Source organism: Stenotrophomonas sp. 86428_Sma (genome assembly GCF_056481585.1).
The window spans coordinates 3755991-3773932 of the sequence record NZ_CM151156.1 but is presented as its reverse complement, the minus strand read 5'-3'; the positions used below and the strand labels follow the sequence as shown (position 1 = coordinate 3773932).

Annotated in this window: 14 protein-coding genes; 12 read left to right on the top strand and 2 right to left on the bottom strand. The window is 68.1% G+C overall.

Annotated features, from left to right (window positions below; all coding sequences use genetic code 11):
• Positions 1-9: 9 nt before the first annotated feature.
• The 6 genes from ACZK3J_RS17360 (at position 10) to ACZK3J_RS17335 (ending at position 11561) form a co-directional block, all read left to right on the top strand.
• Entirely contained in the window at positions 10-372 is a 363-nt protein-coding gene (locus ACZK3J_RS17360) for a response regulator (RefSeq protein WP_005410717.1), read from the top strand.
• Complete coding sequence (locus tag ACZK3J_RS17355; protein ID WP_005410716.1) at positions 372-902, top strand: chemotaxis protein CheW; 531 nt, start codon at positions 372-374, stop codon at positions 900-902. Before ACZK3J_RS17360 ends, ACZK3J_RS17355 begins: the two co-directional genes overlap by 1 nt.
• Before the next feature lie 41 nt (positions 903-943).
• Positions 944-2980, top strand: a complete 2037-nt coding sequence (locus tag ACZK3J_RS17350; protein ID WP_032130100.1) for a methyl-accepting chemotaxis protein — start codon at positions 944-946, stop codon at positions 2978-2980.
• A 100-nt stretch (positions 2981-3080) separates the two neighbouring features.
• The gene (locus tag ACZK3J_RS17345; RefSeq protein WP_100437655.1) at positions 3081-9773 is read left to right on the top strand and encodes an Hpt domain-containing protein; all 6693 of its coding nucleotides are present in this window, start codon (positions 3081-3083) and stop codon (positions 9771-9773) included.
• Positions 9760-11100 carry a chemotaxis protein CheB gene (locus ACZK3J_RS17340; protein WP_049463551.1) on the top strand — a complete coding sequence of 447 codons (1341 nt, stop codon included), beginning with the start codon at positions 9760-9762 and terminating at the stop codon, positions 11098-11100. The genes ACZK3J_RS17345 and ACZK3J_RS17340 overlap by 14 nt, the downstream gene beginning before the upstream one ends.
• Entirely contained in the window at positions 11097-11561 is a 465-nt protein-coding gene (locus ACZK3J_RS17335; protein WP_049400402.1) for a chemotaxis protein CheW, read from the top strand. The genes ACZK3J_RS17340 and ACZK3J_RS17335 overlap by 4 nt, the downstream gene beginning before the upstream one ends.
• A gap of 103 nt (positions 11562-11664) precedes the next feature.
• Here the strand turns inward: ACZK3J_RS17335 and ACZK3J_RS17330 are convergent, their stop codons facing one another.
• Both ACZK3J_RS17330 and bioA read right to left on the bottom strand, forming a co-directional pair.
• Complete coding sequence (locus tag ACZK3J_RS17330; protein ID WP_134950711.1) at positions 11665-12402, bottom strand: 16S rRNA (uracil(1498)-N(3))-methyltransferase; 738 nt, start codon at positions 12400-12402, stop codon at positions 11665-11667.
• A complete protein-coding gene (gene bioA / locus ACZK3J_RS17325; RefSeq protein WP_049463549.1) occupies positions 12393-13784 on the bottom strand; it encodes an adenosylmethionine--8-amino-7-oxononanoate transaminase in 1392 nt (463 codons plus the stop codon). The genes ACZK3J_RS17330 and bioA overlap by 10 nt, the downstream gene beginning before the upstream one ends.
• 77 nt (positions 13785-13861) lie before the next feature.
• On the opposite strand from bioA, the gene nudE reads away from it, so the two are divergent.
• From nudE to ACZK3J_RS17295, 6 genes are all read left to right on the top strand, one after another.
• Positions 13862-14425 carry an ADP compounds hydrolase NudE gene (nudE, locus tag ACZK3J_RS17320; protein WP_005418435.1) on the top strand — a complete coding sequence of 188 codons (564 nt, stop codon included), beginning with the start codon at positions 13862-13864 and terminating at the stop codon, positions 14423-14425.
• Positions 14422-15225, top strand: a complete 804-nt coding sequence (gene cysQ / locus ACZK3J_RS17315) for a 3'(2'),5'-bisphosphate nucleotidase CysQ (RefSeq protein ID WP_478476104.1) — start codon at positions 14422-14424, stop codon at positions 15223-15225. The genes nudE and cysQ overlap by 4 nt, the downstream gene beginning before the upstream one ends.
• Positions 15226-15238: 13 nt before the next feature.
• A complete protein-coding gene (gene mazG, locus ACZK3J_RS17310; RefSeq protein ID WP_049422149.1) occupies positions 15239-16078 on the top strand; it encodes a nucleoside triphosphate pyrophosphohydrolase in 840 nt (279 codons plus the stop codon).
• Positions 16075-16404, top strand: a complete 330-nt coding sequence (locus tag ACZK3J_RS17305) for a YnfA family protein (RefSeq protein ID WP_032130110.1) — start codon at positions 16075-16077, stop codon at positions 16402-16404. The genes mazG and ACZK3J_RS17305 overlap by 4 nt, the downstream gene beginning before the upstream one ends.
• Positions 16405-16612: 208 nt before the next feature.
• On the top strand, positions 16613-16915 hold the full coding sequence (locus ACZK3J_RS17300) for an Mpo1-like protein (protein WP_049463548.1): 303 nt from the start codon (positions 16613-16615) through the stop codon (positions 16913-16915).
• Between the two features lie 66 nt (positions 16916-16981).
• Entirely contained in the window at positions 16982-17941 is a 960-nt protein-coding gene (locus ACZK3J_RS17295; protein WP_005410704.1) for an SPFH domain-containing protein, read from the top strand.
• Position 17942 lies beyond the last annotated feature (1 nt).

The following is a 17942-nucleotide window of genomic DNA, read 5'->3' as shown; positions in this document are numbered from 1 at the left end:
AAAGGCACAATGGCTCGTATCGTTCTGATCGAGGATTCACCGACCGACCGCGCGGTGTTCACCCAGTGGCTGCGCCGTGCCGGCCATGAGGTGCTGGAAGCAGACAACGCCGAGGATGGACTGCAGCTGGTCCGCGACCAGGTGCCGCAGCTGGTGCTGATGGACGTGGTCCTGCCCGGCATGAGCGGCTTCCAGGCCACCCGCGCGATGGCCCGTGACGCGGCGATCAAGCACATCCCGGTGATCATCGTCAGCACCAAGGCGATGGAAACCGACAAGGCATGGGGCCTGCGCCAGGGCGCAGCCGATTACATCGTCAAGCCGCCGCGCGAGGATGAACTGATCGCGCGGATCAACGAACTGGTGGCCTGATGCGCTCGCCCTTCGACATTCTCGAAGCCTACGAACGGCGCAGCCTGGCCCATGCGGTGCAGCTGCCCGAGCGGCAGTTCGCCCAGGACCTCTGGCGTGGCGTGGGCTACCGCGTCGGCCAGCGCCGGCTGGTGTCCGATTTCCGCGAAGTGGTGGAAATCGTGCCGATGCCGCCGGTGACCCCGGTGCCGTGCGCGCAGCCCTGGCTGCTGGGCGTGGGCAACCTGCGCGGCAACCTGTTCCCGGTGGTCGACCTGAAGTACTTCCTGGAAGGCACGCGTACCGTGCAGCAGGAAGGCCAGCGCGTGCTGATCATGCGCCAGGCCGGCGGCGACGTCGCGCTGACCATCGATGAACTGTTCGGCCAGCGCAGCTTCGAACTGGACCAGCAGATCGCGGCCGGCACGCTGGCCGAAGGACGTTACGGCCACTTCGTCGATCGCGCCTTCCACGCCGACGGCCACGACTGGGGCGTGTTCTCGCTCTCGCTGCTGTCGCGTACCCCTGAATTCCGGCAAGCCGCGGCCTGAGGCCGGGCATCGCCCCCTGCATTGAAGATCGAGGTTGAACGATGAGTACTGCTTCGGACGCCACCAAGACCGGCAAGCTGCGGCTGGGCGGCAGCAACCTCTGGTTGTTCCTGCTGCTGGCATCGATGATCCTGTTCGGCGTCAACACCGGCGTCGCCACCTGGCAGGGCAGTCGCCTGGCCGATGCCGGCTCCAAGGCGGCCGATCTGCAGGTGCTGTCACAGCAGCTGGCCAACCAGGGCCGTGATGCGGTGGGCGGCAACGCGCAGGCGTTCACCGCCTTCAAGGCGACCCGCAACGCGATCGAACAGAACGTGTCGACCCTGCAGGGGCGCTACGGCAAGGAGCCGGGCGTGTCGGGTGCGATCGCCACCCTGGCCGAAACCTGGGCGCCGCTGGGCAAGCAGGCCGGGCAGCTGGTCGCCAGTGAACCGGCGGTGCTGGCGCTGGCCGGCAATGCCAACAACTTCACCGGCGCGGTGCCGGGCCTGCAGGCCCAGCTGAACGAGCTGGTGCGTGCGATGTCCGCCTCGGGCGCGCCGTCGTCGCAGGTGTACAGCGCCCTGCAGCAGGTGGTGGTGGCCGGCTCCATGGCCCGTCGCGTGACCGAAATGCGCGCCGGTGGCAGCGCTGCGGCGACGTCCGGCGATGCACTGGCACGCGACATCACCGTGTTCTCGCAGGTGCTCGACGGCCTGCGCAACGGCAACGAGGAACTGGGCATCACCGCCGTGCGTGGTGCTGCCGCCGTGGCCGCGCTGGAGCAGTCGCAGCAGAAGTGGGAAGCGATGAAGCAGGACGCCGACGCGATCCTGGCCAGCTCGCGCCAGCTGTTCGCCGCACAGTCGGCGGCCACTGCGCTGGGCCAGGGGTCGGCACACATGCTGGACGACAGCCGCAAGCTGTTCGAGGCGTTCTCCTCGTTCGGCTCGGTGTCCGATACCCGCCTGTTCCCGAACTTCTGGATCGGCGTGGTCTCCGGTGCGCTGTCGCTGATCGCGATCATCGGCTTCGTATCCACCAACGTGCGCAGCCGCTCGCGCGAGCAGGAACTGCGCTACCAGACACAGGTGGAATTCAACAGCCGCAACCAGCAGGCGATCATGCGGTTGCTGGACGAAATCTCCTCGCTGGGTGAGGGCGACCTGACCGTGAAGGCCTCGGTGACCGAGGACATGACCGGCGCCATCGCCGACGCGATCAACTACGCGGTGGACGAGCTGCGCCACCTGGTGACCACCATCAACGACACCTCGGCCAAGGTCGCGCTGTCCACCCAGGAAACCCAGGCCACCGCCATGCAGCTGGCAGAGGCGGCGGGCCATCAGGCCAACCAGATCACCTCGGCCTCGGACCGCATCGGTGAAATCGCGGCGAGCATCGAACAGGTGTCGCGCAACTCGGCCGAGTCGGCCGACGTGGCACAGCGCTCGGTGGTGATCGCCGCCGAAGGTGCCGGCGTGGTGCGCGAGACCATCCAGGGCATGGACCAGATCCGTGACCAGATCCAGGAAACCTCCAAGCGCATCAAGCGCCTGGGCGAGTCGTCGCAGGAAATCGGCTCGATCGTGGAACTGATCAACGACATTTCCGAGCAGACCAACATCCTGGCATTGAACGCAGCGGTGCAGGCGGCTTCGGCCGGTGAAGCGGGCCGCGGTTTCGCGGTCGTGGCCGACGAAGTGCAGCGCCTGGCAGAACGCACCTCGGGCGCAACCCGACGCATCGAGAACCTGGTGCAGGCGATCCAGGCCGATACCAACGAAGCGGTCACCTCGATGGAACAGACCACCGCCGAAGTGGTGTCCGGTGCACGCCTGGCCGAGGACGCCGGCACCGCGCTGACCGAAATCGAGCGCGTCTCCAACGCCCTGAACACCCTCATCAAGAACATCTCCATCGCCGCCCAGCAGCAGTCGGCTGCGGCCTCGGACATCACCCGCACCATGGGCGTGATCCGGCAGATCACCGGCCAGACCTCGCAGGGTGCCGGGCAGACCGCCGAATCGATCGGCCACCTCGCGCAGCTGGCGGCCGACCTGCGTCGTTCGGTCGCCGACTTCAAGCTGCCGGCGTGACGCGGGCAGGGCGGCGAGCAAGGAACCAGTCGATGAAGCATTTCCATTCCCCACGCCAGAACTCGCGCGGCTTCCGCGCGGCGGCGAACGGAGCGCGTCCATGAGCAGTCTGCGCGATGCGATGAGCCACGCAGCGCTGGGCTGGGTCAAGCCCGAGCTGGACGAGACCCTGCGCCAGGTGCGCAACGAGGTCGAGTACTACGCGGAAGACCCGGCCGATGCCAGTCGCATGCGCATCTGCGCCGGCTACCTGCACCAGGTGCAGGGCACCCTGCGCATGGTCGAGCTGTACGCCCCGGCGATGGTGGCCGAGGAGCTGGAACAGCTGGCCAATGCCATCGGCGCCGGTAGCGTGGCTGATCGGGATGAAGCCTGCGCGACCCTGATGCGCGGCAGCGTGCTGCTGCCCGATTACCTGGAGCGCCTGCAGAACGGCCACCGCGACATTCCGATCGTGCTGATGCCGCTGCTCAACGAAATCCGTGCCGCGCGTGGCGAAGAGGGCGTGCATGACAGCGTGCTGCTGGCGTTCGCGCCGGACAGCGTCAGCGCCACCGAGGCCGAGCTGGACCATGCCCGGGGCAGCCTGAGCGGGCGCAACCGCGAGCTGCTGGATACCGTGGGCAGCGCGGTGAAGGAAGAACTGCTGCGCATCAAGGATGCGCTGGACCTGCACCTGCGTACTGGCGGTGCGCCCGAACAGCTGCAGACCCAGGCCAACGAACTTGGCGCCGTGGCCGATACGCTGGGCATGATGGGCCTGGGCGTTGCCCGCGGCGTGGTCGTGCAGCAGCGCGATGCGCTGCGTGGCGTGGTCGAAGGGCGCCAGCAGATCGACGAGAACCTGCTGCTGGATATCGCCGGCGCATTGCTCTACGTGGACGCGTCGCTGGACGACCAGGTCGCCCATCTGGGCGCCGGCGGCAGTGGCGAAGATGACCCCAGCGCGGTGGAGAACCGGCGCACGGTGGAGGTGCTGGCACATGAGGCCATCGCCAACTTCGCCACCGCCCGCGAGCATTTCGTCGCTTTCATTGAAACCAGCTGGAACCATGCCGAGCTGCAGGACGTGCCGCGCCTGCTGGGCGATGTCTCCGGTGCGCTGCGCATGCTCGACCTGAACACCGCCGCCGATTACCTGCGCGGTGTGCAGCAGTACATCGAAGCCGAGCTGATCGGTCGCCAGCGCGTGCCCAGTGGCCGCCAGCTGGACACCCTGGCCGATGCCATGGCCAGCCTGGAGTACTACCTCGAGGCTCTGCGCGACCGCCGCCCGGGCCGCGAGGACATCCTCGACATCACCCGCAGCAGCCTTGAAGCGCTGCGCTATTGGCCGTTGCCGGACCGCAATGCGGTGGCGCCTGTTGCCGCCGCGCCGATTCCGTTCGCATCGCTGCTGGTGGACCGCGAGCCGATCGCGCTGCAGACCGAGCCGGTGCAGCCGGAGCCCATCGAGATTCCGGTGCAGCCGGCCGCGCCCGCCGCCGGTACGGTGCCGGTGCCGCTGCCGGACTTCACCTTCGATCCGCCACCGGCCGCGCCTGCACCGGAGGTGGTGGACAACCGCCTGATGTTCGGGGCGCTGGGGAGTGTCGCCTCCACACCGCTGCCGCTGCATGACGACGCGGATGCACCGCTGGTGTTCGCCGCGTCCAGCGCGCCTGCGCCCGAGGTACCGCAATGGGATCTCGCACCGTTCCATCCGGACTCCGAGCCGACCGCGAGTGCCGAAGACGAGCGCAGTCCGACCTTCGCCAGCTTCGACCCGGTCAGTTTCGAACGGGCCGAAACCAGCGTGGAACCGGCGCCGCAGTGGACATTGTCGGAGGCAACACCGCCGGCATTGGCCGATGTGGCTGTGATGGATGTCGAGGACGACGTCGACGCGTCGGTGCCCTTTGACACCGCTGACGTTGCCGCGCCCGTGTTCGACCCGGTGGCTGCCGAGCACGATGTGGTCGCCGCCGGTGACGACGTGGTGTTCCGTTTCGACGCCGATGCGCTGGACAATGCCGACGACGTGCTGTCGCTGCACGCGATGGAGACGCTGTCGCTGGACGACGACGCCGGGTTGCACCCGGCGCTGGAGATCGTCGATCCCGCTGCATCCGTGCGGCTGGACGAAAGCCCTGTGGTTGCCGAAGCGGACGCGGTTCCGGCGGATGTGCAGGAGGACGTGCCCGCGCCGATGGCCGAGGTGCTGACGCCGGTCTCCGATGCACCGGCACCGGCGGTGTCGGTGATTGATATCGACACCATCGCGCCCATCGACTTCAGCGAAGCCGACGCGCAGTTCTTCGCCGAGCTGAGCGCCGCGGCGGCCGATTTCAATCCGCAGGCCATGGCGGCTCCACCGGCTGCGGACATCCCGGTCGTGGCCGGCACCGAGACCGGCTTCGAGGCCGGCTTCGACGACGATGCCGAGAACATCGACGAGGACATCCGCGAGGTGTTCCTGGAAGAGTTCGACGACGAGCTGGCCAACCTGGGCACGCTGCTGCCGGCATGGCGCATGCAGCTGGACAACATGGACCGGCTGCGGCCGATCCGCCGCATCTTCCACACCCTCAAGGGCAGTGGCCGCCTGGTGGGTGCACGCACCCTGGGCGAGTTCGCCTGGAAGATCGAAGGCATGCTCAATCGCGTGCTCGATGGCAGTCGCCCGGCGACTCCGGCGGTGCTGGCGATGGTCGACAACGCCCATGCCGCGCTGCCGCAGCTGAACGCCGCGCTGCGCCATGGCCAGCGCATCAGCGTGGACCTGCAGGCGATGCAGGCCATTGCCGATCGGGTCGGTGCCGGCGAGGAGACCTTCTACGTGCCGTTGCCGGCTGCGGCCGCACCGGCAGCGACACTGGCCGAGTCCGAAGGCGAAGACGAAATCAGCCGCCTGCTGGAAGCCGAGGCCGCTGCGTCGGCGCAGGCCGATGCCACGGCGGTGGCGGAAGACGCCGGTACCCCGGCCAACATCGACAGCGTACTGCGCGAGATCCTCGAGGCCGAGGTCGAAGTCCACCAGGCGACCCTGCAGGAATGGCTGCGCTCGGCGCAGCAGGCACCGCAGCCGGTCAGCGACGCACTGCTGCGTGCGGTGCACACCATGAACGGCGCCTTCGCGATGACCGAAGTGCCGGAAATCACGGCGGTCACCGGCGGTGCCGAGTCCTACATCAAGCGTGCACTGGCTGCGGACGTGGTGCCTGGTGACGAAGGCGTTGCCGCACTGGGGGCGGCCGCGCAGGCGATCACCGCGACCATGGAAGCGCTGCAGGCCGAGCAGCCGCGCATTGTTCCGCAGGAAGCGCTGGTGCAGCGCCTGCAGGCGCTGGCCGGCGAACTGCCGGAAGCGCGCTGGCCGCTGTTCGCGCTGGAAGACGAGGACGAAGAGGGCGTCGAGCTGGCGCCTGATGCCGAGCAGGCATCCGCGGCCGAAGCGCCGCTGGCCGGGCTGGACACGCTGGACGAAACCAGCATGCAGTCCGCTTTCGATGCGGCGACCGATCTCATTGCCGAGCCGCAGTCGCATGCCGAAGATGCGCTGGAACCGGTTCCAGCTGCAACCGGGCTGGAGGCGCTGGACGTCGCAGCCGACAGCGGCCTGGACGTGGGTGAGCTGACCGCCAGCGACGATCTTTCGCGTTACTTCGACGCCGGCTGGCCGTCGGTTCCGGGCGAAGGTGAACCTGCCTCAGACGACACCGGCGCGATTGAATCGATCCAGCCGATTGAAAGTGCGCCTGATGTTGCCCAGGACGAATCAGATGCCGTGCCGGCGATCGCGACGGTCGACGACGCTGACCTGACCATGGCGGACGATCTGTCGCCGTACCTCGACGCCAGTGCGCTGCCGGTGGATGACCGCGACGCGGAAGAGTTGCCGGTGTCTGCGGAAGTTGACGCGATCGACCTGAATACGCCGTTGCCGTTTGATTCGGACAGTGACGATGACAACGTCATTGACGACGCTGCTGCACTGCCACTCGACAGCGAGCTGTCGAGCCTGCAGGATGAAATGGCTGTGCCGGGTTTTGCAGAACCAGTCACGCTGGCAGCCGCGCTCGAGGCCGGCCTGCACGTGATCGAGGAGGAGCAGACCCTGGACGACGACGGGCAATGGCCCGTGATCGGCCTCCAGGCCAGCGAACTCGCGCCGGGTGAGGCAGATGCCTTTGCCGAGGATGCGGACGTCGGCGGGGAGGCGGCGGTCGGTGAAGGAGAGAGCGCCGATCAGCCGTCCCCGGCGACGGTGATTGAGGAGATCACCGCGGAGGCGCCGCAGGGCGGCACTGCTGCGGTGCGCTTCTTCGAAATGGAAGACGCACCGGGCCAGGGTACGGTCGATGCCGATGCACAGGTTGCAGCGACCGACATCGTGCCGCGTGCGCCGCACCACGAGCAGGCACCTGTTGAGGCGGATGCCGAAGACGGCACCGATGCACTCGACTTCAGCGTGTACGACCGCGAACTGGTCGATATCTTCGTCGAGGAAGGCAAGGACCTGCTCGACCACTGCGATGGCCTGATCAGCGAACTGCGCGATGCGCCGCAGGACCGCGAGGTACTGGCCGGCCTGCAGCGTGATCTGCACACCCTGAAGGGTGGCGCACGCATGGCTGGCATCAACGCCATCGGCGACCTTGGCCACAGCATCGAATCGCTGCTGGAGGCGGTGGCCGCGGGCCGTACCGAGATCGAGCGCCGCGACGTGCAGTTGCTGGAGCGTGGGTTCGATCGCCTGCACCAGCTGCTCACCCGCACCGGCGCGCACCGCGTGGTGGAGCCGGCGCAGGATCTGGTCGAAGCCTTCGAGGTCCGCACCACCATCGATATCGCCGCAGCCGCTGCGGCCGCGCGTGCGGCCAGCGAGATCGAGACCGTGCCCGCACAGGCCGCGGGCCCACTGGCGGCCCCGATCGAAGCGCCGCTGTCGGCTCCGCTTCCGGCCGAGGGCGTGGTCGATGAAGATCCGCTGGCGCGTCCGCAGCAGGAGCAGGTGCGCGTGCGTGCCGACCTGCTCGACCGCCTGGTCAACCATGCCGGTGAAGTGGCGATCTACCGCTCGCGGCTTGAACAGCAGCTGGGCGCCTTCCGTGGTGCCATGGGCGAACTGGAGCGCACCAATGCGCGACTGCGCGACCAGCTGCGGCGACTCGACCTGGAAACCGAGGCGCAGATCGTCGCCCGCTACCAGCGCGAGCAGGACCAGGCCGACCAGAAGTTCGATCCGCTGGAGCTGGACCGCTTCTCCACCCTGCAGCAGCTCAGCCGTGCGCTGAACGAGTCGGCGGCCGACCTGGGTGGCCTGCAGGGCGTGCTGGACGATCTGTCGCGCCAGTACGATTCGCTGCTGCAGCAACAGTCGCGCGTCAGCTCCGAGCTGCAGGATGGCCTGATGCGCGCGCGCATGGTGCCGTTCGATGGCCTGGTGCCGCGCCTGCGCCGCGTGGTCCGCCAGTCCGGCATGGATACCGGCAAGCAGGTCCACCTGACCCTGGAAGGAACCCACGGCGAACTGGACCGCAACGTCCTCGACCGCATGGTCGCGCCGCTGGAACACATGCTGCGCAACTCCGTGGCCCATGGCCTGGAAGCGCCGGAACAGCGCCGCGCCGCGGGCAAGCCGGAGGAGGGCGAGATCGCCATCCGCCTGCACCGCGAAGGTTCGGAAATCGTGCTGGAAGTGGCCGATGACGGTGCTGGCCTGGACCGCGAGGCGATCCGCCGCCGCGCCATCGACCGTGGCCTGCTGGCCGCCGATGCGCAGCCGAACGAGCAGGAGCTGGACAACCTGATCTTCGCGTCCGGCTTCACCACCGCCGACCAGGTCAGCCAGCTGGCCGGTCGTGGCGTGGGCATGGACGTGGTGCGCAACGAAGTGCGCCAGCTCGGTGGCTCGGTCGACATCCAGTCGGTGCGGGGCCAGGGCGTACGCTTCACCCTGCGCCTGCCGCAGACGCTGGCCGTCACCCAGGCGGTGTTCGTGCAGATCGGCGAAACCACCTTCGCGGTGCCGGTGGCCTCGGTCAGTGGTATCGGCCGCCTGTCGCGCGAGCGTTTCGAAGCCGCCGACAGCAGCTACCGTTACAGCGGCGAAGACTATCCGCTGTACGACCTCGGCAGCCTGGTCGGGCAGGCCCCGGCGCGTGCCGATGGCCAGGACCAGGTGCCGCTGCTGCTGGTCCGTGCCGGTGATCTGCGTGCCGCCGTGGCGATCGACCAGGTGCTGGGCAACCGCGAAATCGTGGTCAAGCCGGTCGGCCTGCAGATCGCGTCGGTGCCGGGCATCTACGGTGCCACCATCACCGGCGATGGCCGCGTGGTGGTGATCCTGGACGTGGCGCCGCTGGTGCGCCGCTTCCTCGCCAACCCGACGCTGCCTGTGCTGGCCAACGCACCGCGCCAGGAGCGCCAGGTGCCGCTGGTGATGGTGGTCGACGACTCGCTGACGATGCGCAAGGTCACCGGCCGCATCCTCGAACGCCACAACTTCGAGGTCAGCGTCGCCCGCGACGGCGTGGAAGCGCTGGAACGCCTGGAAGAGCGCGTGCCGGACCTGATGCTGCTGGATATCGAGATGCCGCGCATGGATGGCTACGAGCTCGCCACCGCGATGCGTGCCGACCCGCGCTACAGGGACGTGCCGATCGTGATGATCACTTCGCGCAGCGGTGACAAGCACCGCCAGCGCGCCTTCGAGATCGGTGTCCAGCGTTACCTGGGCAAGCCGTACCAGGAACTGGACCTGATGCGTAACGTGTACGACCTGCTGGGGATCGCCCGTGTCCGTGAGTGAAACCCAAGCGGCTCCGGCCGTGGCCCTGCTGGCCCGTCCCGGCGCGGCGCGTGAGCGCCTGCGTGAGGCGTTGTCGCACGCCGATGTGCAGCTGGTGCTGGAAGATGATCCCAACACGCTGGAGGCGCGGGTCCTGCAGGAGGCGCGCCCACAGTTCGTGGTGATCGCGCTGGAAGCCGCCATCGAGGACGCCTTGGAGCGCCTGGAAGCGGTGCTGTCCGCACCGGGTCTGACCCTGGTCTTCGACGAGGCCGAACTGGCTGCACGTCGTGATGGTTGGGAGGCTCAGCGCTGGGGCCGTCATCTGTCCGCCAAGCTGCATGGCCACCAGCAGGTGTTGCCGCCGGGGGCCGAAGAAGAACCCAGCCTGCAGCTGGAGCCGGGCCACCCGGCACCGGCACCGGCGCCGCAGGAAGAAGCGCTGCAGCCGCACCTGGAGCAGGCATTGAGCTGGGCCGACGAGGTCCCCGCTGACACTCTGTACTCGCCGCCTGTACAGCTGCACGAACCGATCGCGCTGGAACAGGCGCTGGCCGCGCTGCAGCCGGTGGTGCCTGAGCCGCTGCAGGCCTCCGCACTGCCGTCGCTGGCAGAGACCGCGTCCGCATCACCGCCGCTACCGCCGGTCTCCTTCGACCACACCGCCTGGTCGCTGGTCGAGGACGAGGCCGATGCCTCGGCAACCGCTCCGCACCACGCTGCCGTGGAGGCTCCGTTGCCTTCCTTCGATACCGGTCATCTGAGCCTGGTCGATCTGGACGCTGCTGCGCCCGTGGGCGCACGCGCCGGATCGCTGCTGGTGCTGGCCGGCATCGGTGGCCCGGATGCGCTGCGTCGCCTGCTCGGCGCGCTGCCGCCTTCGCTGAGCGTGCCCGTCCTGGTGCACATGCGCCTGGATGGCGGGCGCTACGGCAACCTGGTCAAGCAGATGGCACGTGTGTCGCCGTTGCCGGTGCAGCTGGCTGAAGCCGGCCAGCGTGCAACTCCGGGTGAAGTGCATGTGCTGGCCGATGACATCGGCGTGCAGGCAGCCAGTGACGGCCTGCATTTCGTCAGCGACGCGCAGGGCATTGCGATTGCCGCGCTGCCAGCTGACCACACCGCGCTGGTCCTGCTCAGCGGCGCTGACCTTGCGCATGTCGGTCCGGCGCTGGATCTGGCTGCCGCCGGTGCATGGGTGGCCGGGCAGGTGGGCGAGGGCTGCTACGACCCGGCTGCAGCCACGGCGGTGGTTGCTGCCGGCATGGTGGCCGGTGAACCGCAGGAACTGGCGCAGGCGATTGCCGCGCGCTGGGGTGAGCAGGACGACAACGGAGAAGCACCATGAGCTATGCCAGCAATGACGAAATCCGTGGCGTCCTGATCCAGGCCGGCAACGCGCGCGTGCTGCTGCCCAATGCCACCGTGGCCGAAATGATGTCGCGCGTGCCGGTGCAGCCGGTCTCCGATGCGCCGCGCTGGCTGGTCGGCAAGATCGGCTGGCATGGCTGGCAGGTGCCGCTGGTGTCGTTCGCACGTCTTTCGGGACTGGGCGAAGAAGCCGTGGGCGGCCACAACAAGGTGGTGGTGCTGAAGGCCCTCAGCGGCAACGCGCAACGCCCGTACTACGCGCTGCTGACGCAGAACTTCCCGCAGCTGATTTCGGTGCCGCGCGACGGCCTGCTGGCTGACGCCTCGGAAGAAACCCTGCCGGACATCGTGCACATGCGTGTGCTGCTGGGCGAGCAGAGCGCGCTGCTGCCGAACCTGGACGCGCTGGAAGCGGCGCTGGATTCGCTGGCGGCCTGATCGGGAATCCGCCGGTCGGGTTCCCGGTAGTGCCGGACGCTGGCCGGCAACCGCATGATTCCGTGGATGCCGGCCAGCGGCCGGCACTACCAGGAATCGGGCCTTACCCCAGATCCCCCAACCGTGCCTGCAACGCTGCAATCGCGGCGAGGCCGGCCGTTTCCGTGCGCAGGATGCGCGGTCCCAGCTGCAGGCCCTGGAAGCCCGCGGCCGCCAGTTGATCACGGTCGCGTGGCGACCACCCACCTTCCGGGCCGATCGCGATCACGATGCCGCCTGCCGGAGCGGCCGCCAGCGTCGACAAGCGATGTGTGCCCAGCGGATCCAGGGTCAACCGCAGCGTATCCACCGGCAGTGCCGCTGCCGCCTGCGCCAGCGACAGCGGTGATCCCACGTGCGGAATGCGCGCGCGCCCGGACTGGCCGCAGGCCGAGGTCACCACATTGTTCCAGTGCGCCACGCGCTTCTCCGCCCGTGCTGCATCCAACTTCACCTCGGTGCGCTCGGCGTTGACCGGAATGATCGCCGCCACGCCCAGTTCGGTGGCTTTCTGCAGGATCAGGTCCATCTTCTCGCCACGGGCGATGCCCTGCAGCAGGGTGATCGCCAGCGGCGATTCGGTGTCGATGGCCTGCACGGCGTCGATGCGCACCTGCACTTCGCGCTTGCCGGCCACGGTCAGCGTGGCGCTGTAGTCATGGCCGTCGCCGTTGAAAAGCACACAGGTATCGCCCTCGCGCAGGCGCATCACCCGTACCAGGTGGTTGGCGGTCTCTTCCGGCAGGGTCACGGTCTGGCCGCTGTGCAGCGCCAGGTCGATGGGGCAGCGGGTCACGCGCATGCAATCGCCTCGTCAATCGCCGCCAGCGTGGTATGTGCCAGCAGCTCCAGTTGTTCGTCATCCACGCAGTAGGGTGGCATCCAGTACAGCACGTCGCCCAGCGGACGCAGTACCACACCGCGCTTCAGCGCGGCCTTGTAGGCGTGCAGGCCCAGCCGCATGGCCGGGTCGAACGGGGTGCGCTTGTTGCCATCGCGCGACAGCTCGAACGCCACCACCATGCCGGCCTGGCGCACGTCGGCCACGTGCGGATGGTCGCTGAACGGTGCGGCCAGCGTGCCCATCACCGAGGCGATGCCGCGGTTGCGCGCGATCACATCGTCGTCGCGGAAGATGTCCAGCGTCGCCAGCGCGGCCGCGCAGGCCAGCGGGTTGCCGGTGTAGCTGTGCGAATGCAGGAAGGCGCGCTCGCGCGAGTCGTCGAGGAACGCGTCGTACAGGGCCTGCGTGGCCAGTACCGCGGCAAGCGGCAGGAAGCCGCCGGTCAGGCCTTTCGAGAGGCACATCAGGTCCGGCATCACCCCGGCCTGCTCGCAGGCGAACAGGGTGCCGGTGCGGCCGAAACCGGTGGCGATCTCGTCGGCGATCATGAATGCACCGTGCGCATCACACAGTTCGCGAACCCGCTGCAGGTACACCGGATCGTGCATGCGCATGCCGCCCGCGCACTGCAGGCGTGGCTCCAGGATCACCGCACAGATCTCGCCCGGATGCTGGTCGAACAGTGTGGCCAGGCCATCGGCGGCCTGGCGCGCGCGATCGGCGGCGCTCTGGCCGGGCTCGGCCAGGTAAGCGTCGGGCGAGGGCGCGAACAGCCCTTCGGCCAGCAGCGGCGCATAGACGCGGCGATACAGCGGGATGTCACCCAGCGCCAGCGCGCCCAGGGTCTCGCCGTGGTAGCCGTTCTCCAGTGCGATGAACCGCGTGCGCCGCGGCTCGCCACGGTTCTGGAAATACTGGAAGGCCATCTTCAGCGCCACTTCCACGCCGGCGGAGCCGTTGTCAGCGTAGAACACCTTGGCCAGCGGTTCGCGGCCAGGCTGGCGCGGGGCCAGCGCCAGCAGGCGTTCGGCCAGGGTGATGGCTGGCTCATGACCGAAGCCGGCCAGCATTACCTGTTCCAGCTGCGTGGCCTGGGCGGCGATGGCACCACCGATGCGCGGTTCGGCATGACCGAACAGGTTGGTCCACCAGCTGCTGACCGCGTCCAGGTAGCGGTTGCCGTCGTGGTCGAACAACCAGGCGCCCTGGCCGCGTGCGATCGGGACCAGTGGCAGGGTGTGCGGATGCTCGCGCATCTGCGTGCACGGGTGCCACAGCACCTTGAGGTCGCGTTGCCGCCAGTGCTCGACCAGCGGGGAGGGGGTTGGGTCTGCTAGCATTTCGGGCTCATGAACATGTTGCTGCCTGCACATTCTATCGGCCCCGGCGCAGGCGCCGGCCGCCGCGGAGATTCCGCATGAACGATGACCGTGCCGGCCGTCGCTTGCCGATCATCCATCGGATCACCGATGAGGAGAACGGTCCCTTCCAGCGCCAGCACCTGGACCTGGAGTTCTCCAACGGCGAACGCCGCCGCTTCGAGCGGCTGGTCAGCCGGGGGCATGGCGCGGTGGTGGTGGTGCCGATGCTCGACGACGAAACCGTGCTGCTGGTACGTGAATACGCCGCCGGCATGCACCGCTACGAACTGGGCCTGGTCAAGGGCCGGATCGATGCCGGCGAGACCCCCGAGCAGGCCGCCGACCGCGAACTGAAGGAAGAGGCCGGTTACGGCGCGCGCCGGGTGGATGTGCTGCGCGCGATGACCCTGGCCCCGACCTACATGAGCCACCAGTCGTGGCTGGTGGTGGCGCGCGACCTGTACCCGGAAAAGCTGGCCGGCGACGAGCCGGAAGAGCTGGAAGTCGTCCCGTGGAAGCTGGCCGAGCTGGACCAGCTGATGCTGCGCGAGGACTTCTCCGAGGGACGCTCGCTGGCAGCGCTGTTCATCGCCCGCCAGTGGCTGCAGGGAACGCGATGATCAAACTGACCACGGACCTGCGCGAGACCGCCATCGCCATTGCCCAGGAAGCCGGACAGGCCATCATGCAGGTCTATGCCGACGGCTTCGACGTGCAGATCAAGGATGACAACAGTCCGGTCACCGCAGCCGACCTGGCCGCCAACCAGGTGATCGAGCAGGGCCTGCAGCAGCTGACCCCGGATCTGCCGATCCTGTCCGAGGAATCGGCGCAGGTCCCCTGGGAACAGCGCCGCCACTGGGGCGCCTACTGGCTGGTCGATCCGCTCGATGGCACCCGTGAGTTCGTCAAGCGCAACGGCGAGTTCAGCGTCAACATCGCGCTGATCTACCAGGGCGCACCGGCCTTCGGCGTGGTGCTGGCCCCGGTGACCGGCATCGTCTGGCATGCCATGCGCGGGGAGCTGGCCTATCGCCGGCAGGGCCTGCACGACACCGTGCTGCGCACCCGCACGCCGGCCACCGCACCGCTGCGGGTTGCCGCCAGCCGCTCGCACCGCTCACCGGAAACCGAGGCGCTGCTGGCGCGCATGGGCCGCATCGAGACCATCGCGCAGGGCTCGTCGCTGAAATTCTGCCGGATCGCCGAAGGTGGCGTGGATGTCTATCCTCGTCTGGGCCCGACCTCCGAATGGGATACCGCCGCCGGCCAGTGCGTACTGCACGCCGCCGGCGGTGCGGTACTGTCGGCAGCGACCGGCAAGCCGTTCCGCTACAACCGCCGCGAGACCCTGTTGAACGGTGATTTCATTGCCCTTGGTGACACCAGCCTGCCGTGGCGCGACTGGTTATCCGACTGACCCTGGAGGCCGCATGAGCGCGCATGACACCCCCATCGCCGGCAGTGCAGCCAGCAACGAACTGGAACGCCTGCTGGCGATCATGGCGCGCCTGCGCGATCCGCAGGGCGGCTGCCCCTGGGACCTGGAACAGAACTTCGCGACCATCGCGCCGTACACCATTGAGGAAGCCTACGAGGTGGCCGATGCGATCGACCGTGGCGACCTCGATGATCTCTGCGATGAGCTGGGCGACCTGCTGCTGCAGGTGGTGTTCCATGCACGCATGGCCGAGGAGCAGGGCGCCTTTGCCTTCGCCGAGGTCGCACGCGCGATCAGCGACAAGATGCAGCGCCGCCACCCGCACGTGTTCGCCGATGTCAGCGTCGATGACGCCGACGGGGTGACGCGTAACTGGGATGCGATCAAGCGTGCCGAGCGTGCCGCCAAGGGCGAGCAGGACACCTCCGCATTGGCCGGCATCTCGCGTGGCCTGCCCGAATGGCAGCGAGCGGTGAAGCTGCAGTCGCGCGCGGCCAAGGTCGGTTTCGACTGGCCGGGCCCGTTGCCGGTGCTGGACAAGGCGGCGGAGGAACTGCAGGAGCTGCGCGAGGAGTTCGAGCGCGGCGATATTGCCGGCAACAAAGCGCGCCTGCAGGAAGAGCTGGGCGACCTGCTGTTCGTCTGCGCCAACCTGGCACGCCACGCCGATATCGATCTGGGTGCGGCGCTGCGCGGGGCCAACCACAAGTTCGAACGCCGCTTCCGTGCGATGGAAGCGCAGGCTGACGCCCAGGGTGGAGCGCTGGCGTCGATGGACCTGGATGCGCAGGAAGCACTGTGGCAGCACGCCAAGGCGGCGGAGAAGGCGTGAAGACGCTCGCGCTGTTCCTGCTGACCGCGCTGGCCGAAATTGTCGGCTGCTACCTGCCGTGGTTGTGGCTGCGCAAGGGCGGCAGCGTGTGGCTGCTGCTGCCGGCTGCCGCCAGCCTGGCCCTGTTCGCCTGGCTGCTGACCCTGCACCCGACCGCCAGTGGCCGGGTCTATGCGGCCTACGGTGGTGTCTACATCGGCACCGCGCTGTTCTGGCTGTGGCTGGTCGATGGCATCCGCCCCAGCCGCTGGGACCTGTTCGGCGCAGCCCTGTGCCTGGCCGGCATGGCGGTGATCATGTTCGGGCCGCGCACGCCCCCGGTGTAGCGTCGAGCCATGCTCGACGGCTTCCGCTTTTGTAGCGTCGAGCCATGCTCGACTGCAACTGGGAGGGCCAGTCGAGCATGGCTCGCCTCTACAAAGGCAGCGCCACCGGATCATGCACTGCCTTGTCAGAATCGGCCACGCCGTCCAGGCCGCTTTCCCTCCCAGGAAGGCGCATGATGGCGGTGACCACGGCCCCCGGAGCACGCACATGCCCCGCTTCGCCAACTTCCGCGAGTTCTATCCGTTCTATCTCAGCGAGCACCGCCACCCGGTATCGCGCCGGCTGCACTTCGTCGGCAGCTGCGGCGTGCTGCTGCTGGTCGTTGCAGCGATCCTGCGCGGGCAGCCGGTGCTGTTGCTGGCCGCCCTGTTCTGCGGTTACAGCTTCGCCTGGGTCGGCCATTTCTTCTTCGAGAAGAACCGCCCGGCCACCTTCCAGCACCCGCTGTACTCGTTCATGGGCGACTGGGTGATGTTCGCCGACATCCTGCGCGGGCGCGTGCCCTGGTAGCTCCGCTGTGAATGTGGCCTTCACGCGCTATGCTGGGGCCTGGACGTCATAGATAAGGAAAGCAAGATGTTCCCGACCATGTTCTTTACCGTGGTACTGGCCTTCGTGGCCGTGGTGATCCTGTTCAAGGCAGTACGGATGGTGCCCCAGGGCTACGAGTGGACCGTCGAGCGCTTCGGGCGCTACACGCACACCATGACCCCCGGCCTGCATTTCCTGATCCCGATCGTGTACGGGGTGGGGCGCAAGGTGAACATGATGGAGCAGGTGCTGGACGTGCCCAGCCAGGAAGTGATCACCAAGGACAACGCCGCCGTGCGCGTGGACGGCGTGGTGTTCTTCCAGGTACTGGATGCCGCCAAGGCCGCCTATGAGGTGGCCAACCTGGAAGTGGCGATGATCGCCCTGGTGCAGACCAACATCCGTACCGTGATCGGTTCGATGGATCTGGATGAATCGCTCAGCCAGCGCGAGGTGATCAATGCCCAGCTGCTGAGCGTGGTCGACCATGCCACCAATCCCTGGGGCGTGAAGGTCAACCGCATCGAGATCCGTGACATCCAGCCGCCGCGCGATCTGCTGGATGCGATGGCGCGGCAGATGAAGGCCGAGCGCGAAAAGCGCGCGCAGATCCTCGAGGCAGAGGGTTCACGGCAGTCGGAGATCCTGCGCGCCGATGGCGAGAAGCAGGCCACCGTGCTGGAGGCCGAAGGCCGCCGCGAAGCCGCGTTCCGCGATGCCGAGGCGCGCGAGCGCCTGGCCGAGGCCGAAGCGATGGCGACCAAGGTGGTGTCGGCCGCGATTGCCGAGGGTGACGTGCAGGCGATCAACTACTTCGTCGCGCAGAAGTACGTGGAAGCGTTCAAGGAGCTGGCCAGTTCGCCGAACCAGAAGCTGGTGCTGATGCCGATGGAGGCCAGTGGCGTGATCGGTTCGATCGCGGGCGTGGCCGAACTGGCGAAGCAGGCGCTGGCCAGCCAGGACAACAAGGCCGCCGGCAAGCGGCCGCCGCCGCTCGGAGGCTGAC

Coding starts and splice junctions, on each gene's coding strand:
- ACZK3J_RS17360 (WP_005410717.1), top strand. CDS start 10: ATGGCTCGTATCGTTCTGATCGAGGATTCACCGACCGACCGCGCGGTG.
- ACZK3J_RS17355 (WP_005410716.1), top strand. CDS start 372: ATGCGCTCGCCCTTCGACATTCTCGAAGCCTACGAACGGCGCAGCCTG.
- ACZK3J_RS17350 (WP_032130100.1), top strand. CDS start 944: ATGAGTACTGCTTCGGACGCCACCAAGACCGGCAAGCTGCGGCTGGGC.
- ACZK3J_RS17345 (WP_100437655.1), top strand. CDS start 3,081: ATGAGCAGTCTGCGCGATGCGATGAGCCACGCAGCGCTGGGCTGGGTC.
- ACZK3J_RS17335 (WP_049400402.1), top strand. CDS start 11,097: ATGAGCTATGCCAGCAATGACGAAATCCGTGGCGTCCTGATCCAGGCC.
- ACZK3J_RS17330 (WP_134950711.1), bottom strand. CDS start 12,402: ATGCGCGTGACCCGCTGCCCCATCGACCTGGCGCTGCACAGCGGCCAG.
- bioA (WP_049463549.1), bottom strand. CDS start 13,784: ATGCTAGCAGACCCAACCCCCTCCCCGCTGGTCGAGCACTGGCGGCAA.
- nudE (WP_005418435.1), top strand. CDS start 13,862: ATGAACGATGACCGTGCCGGCCGTCGCTTGCCGATCATCCATCGGATC.
- cysQ (WP_478476104.1), top strand. CDS start 14,422: ATGATCAAACTGACCACGGACCTGCGCGAGACCGCCATCGCCATTGCC.
- mazG (WP_049422149.1), top strand. CDS start 15,239: ATGAGCGCGCATGACACCCCCATCGCCGGCAGTGCAGCCAGCAACGAA.
- ACZK3J_RS17300 (WP_049463548.1), top strand. CDS start 16,613: ATGCCCCGCTTCGCCAACTTCCGCGAGTTCTATCCGTTCTATCTCAGC.
- ACZK3J_RS17295 (WP_005410704.1), top strand. CDS start 16,982: ATGTTCCCGACCATGTTCTTTACCGTGGTACTGGCCTTCGTGGCCGTG.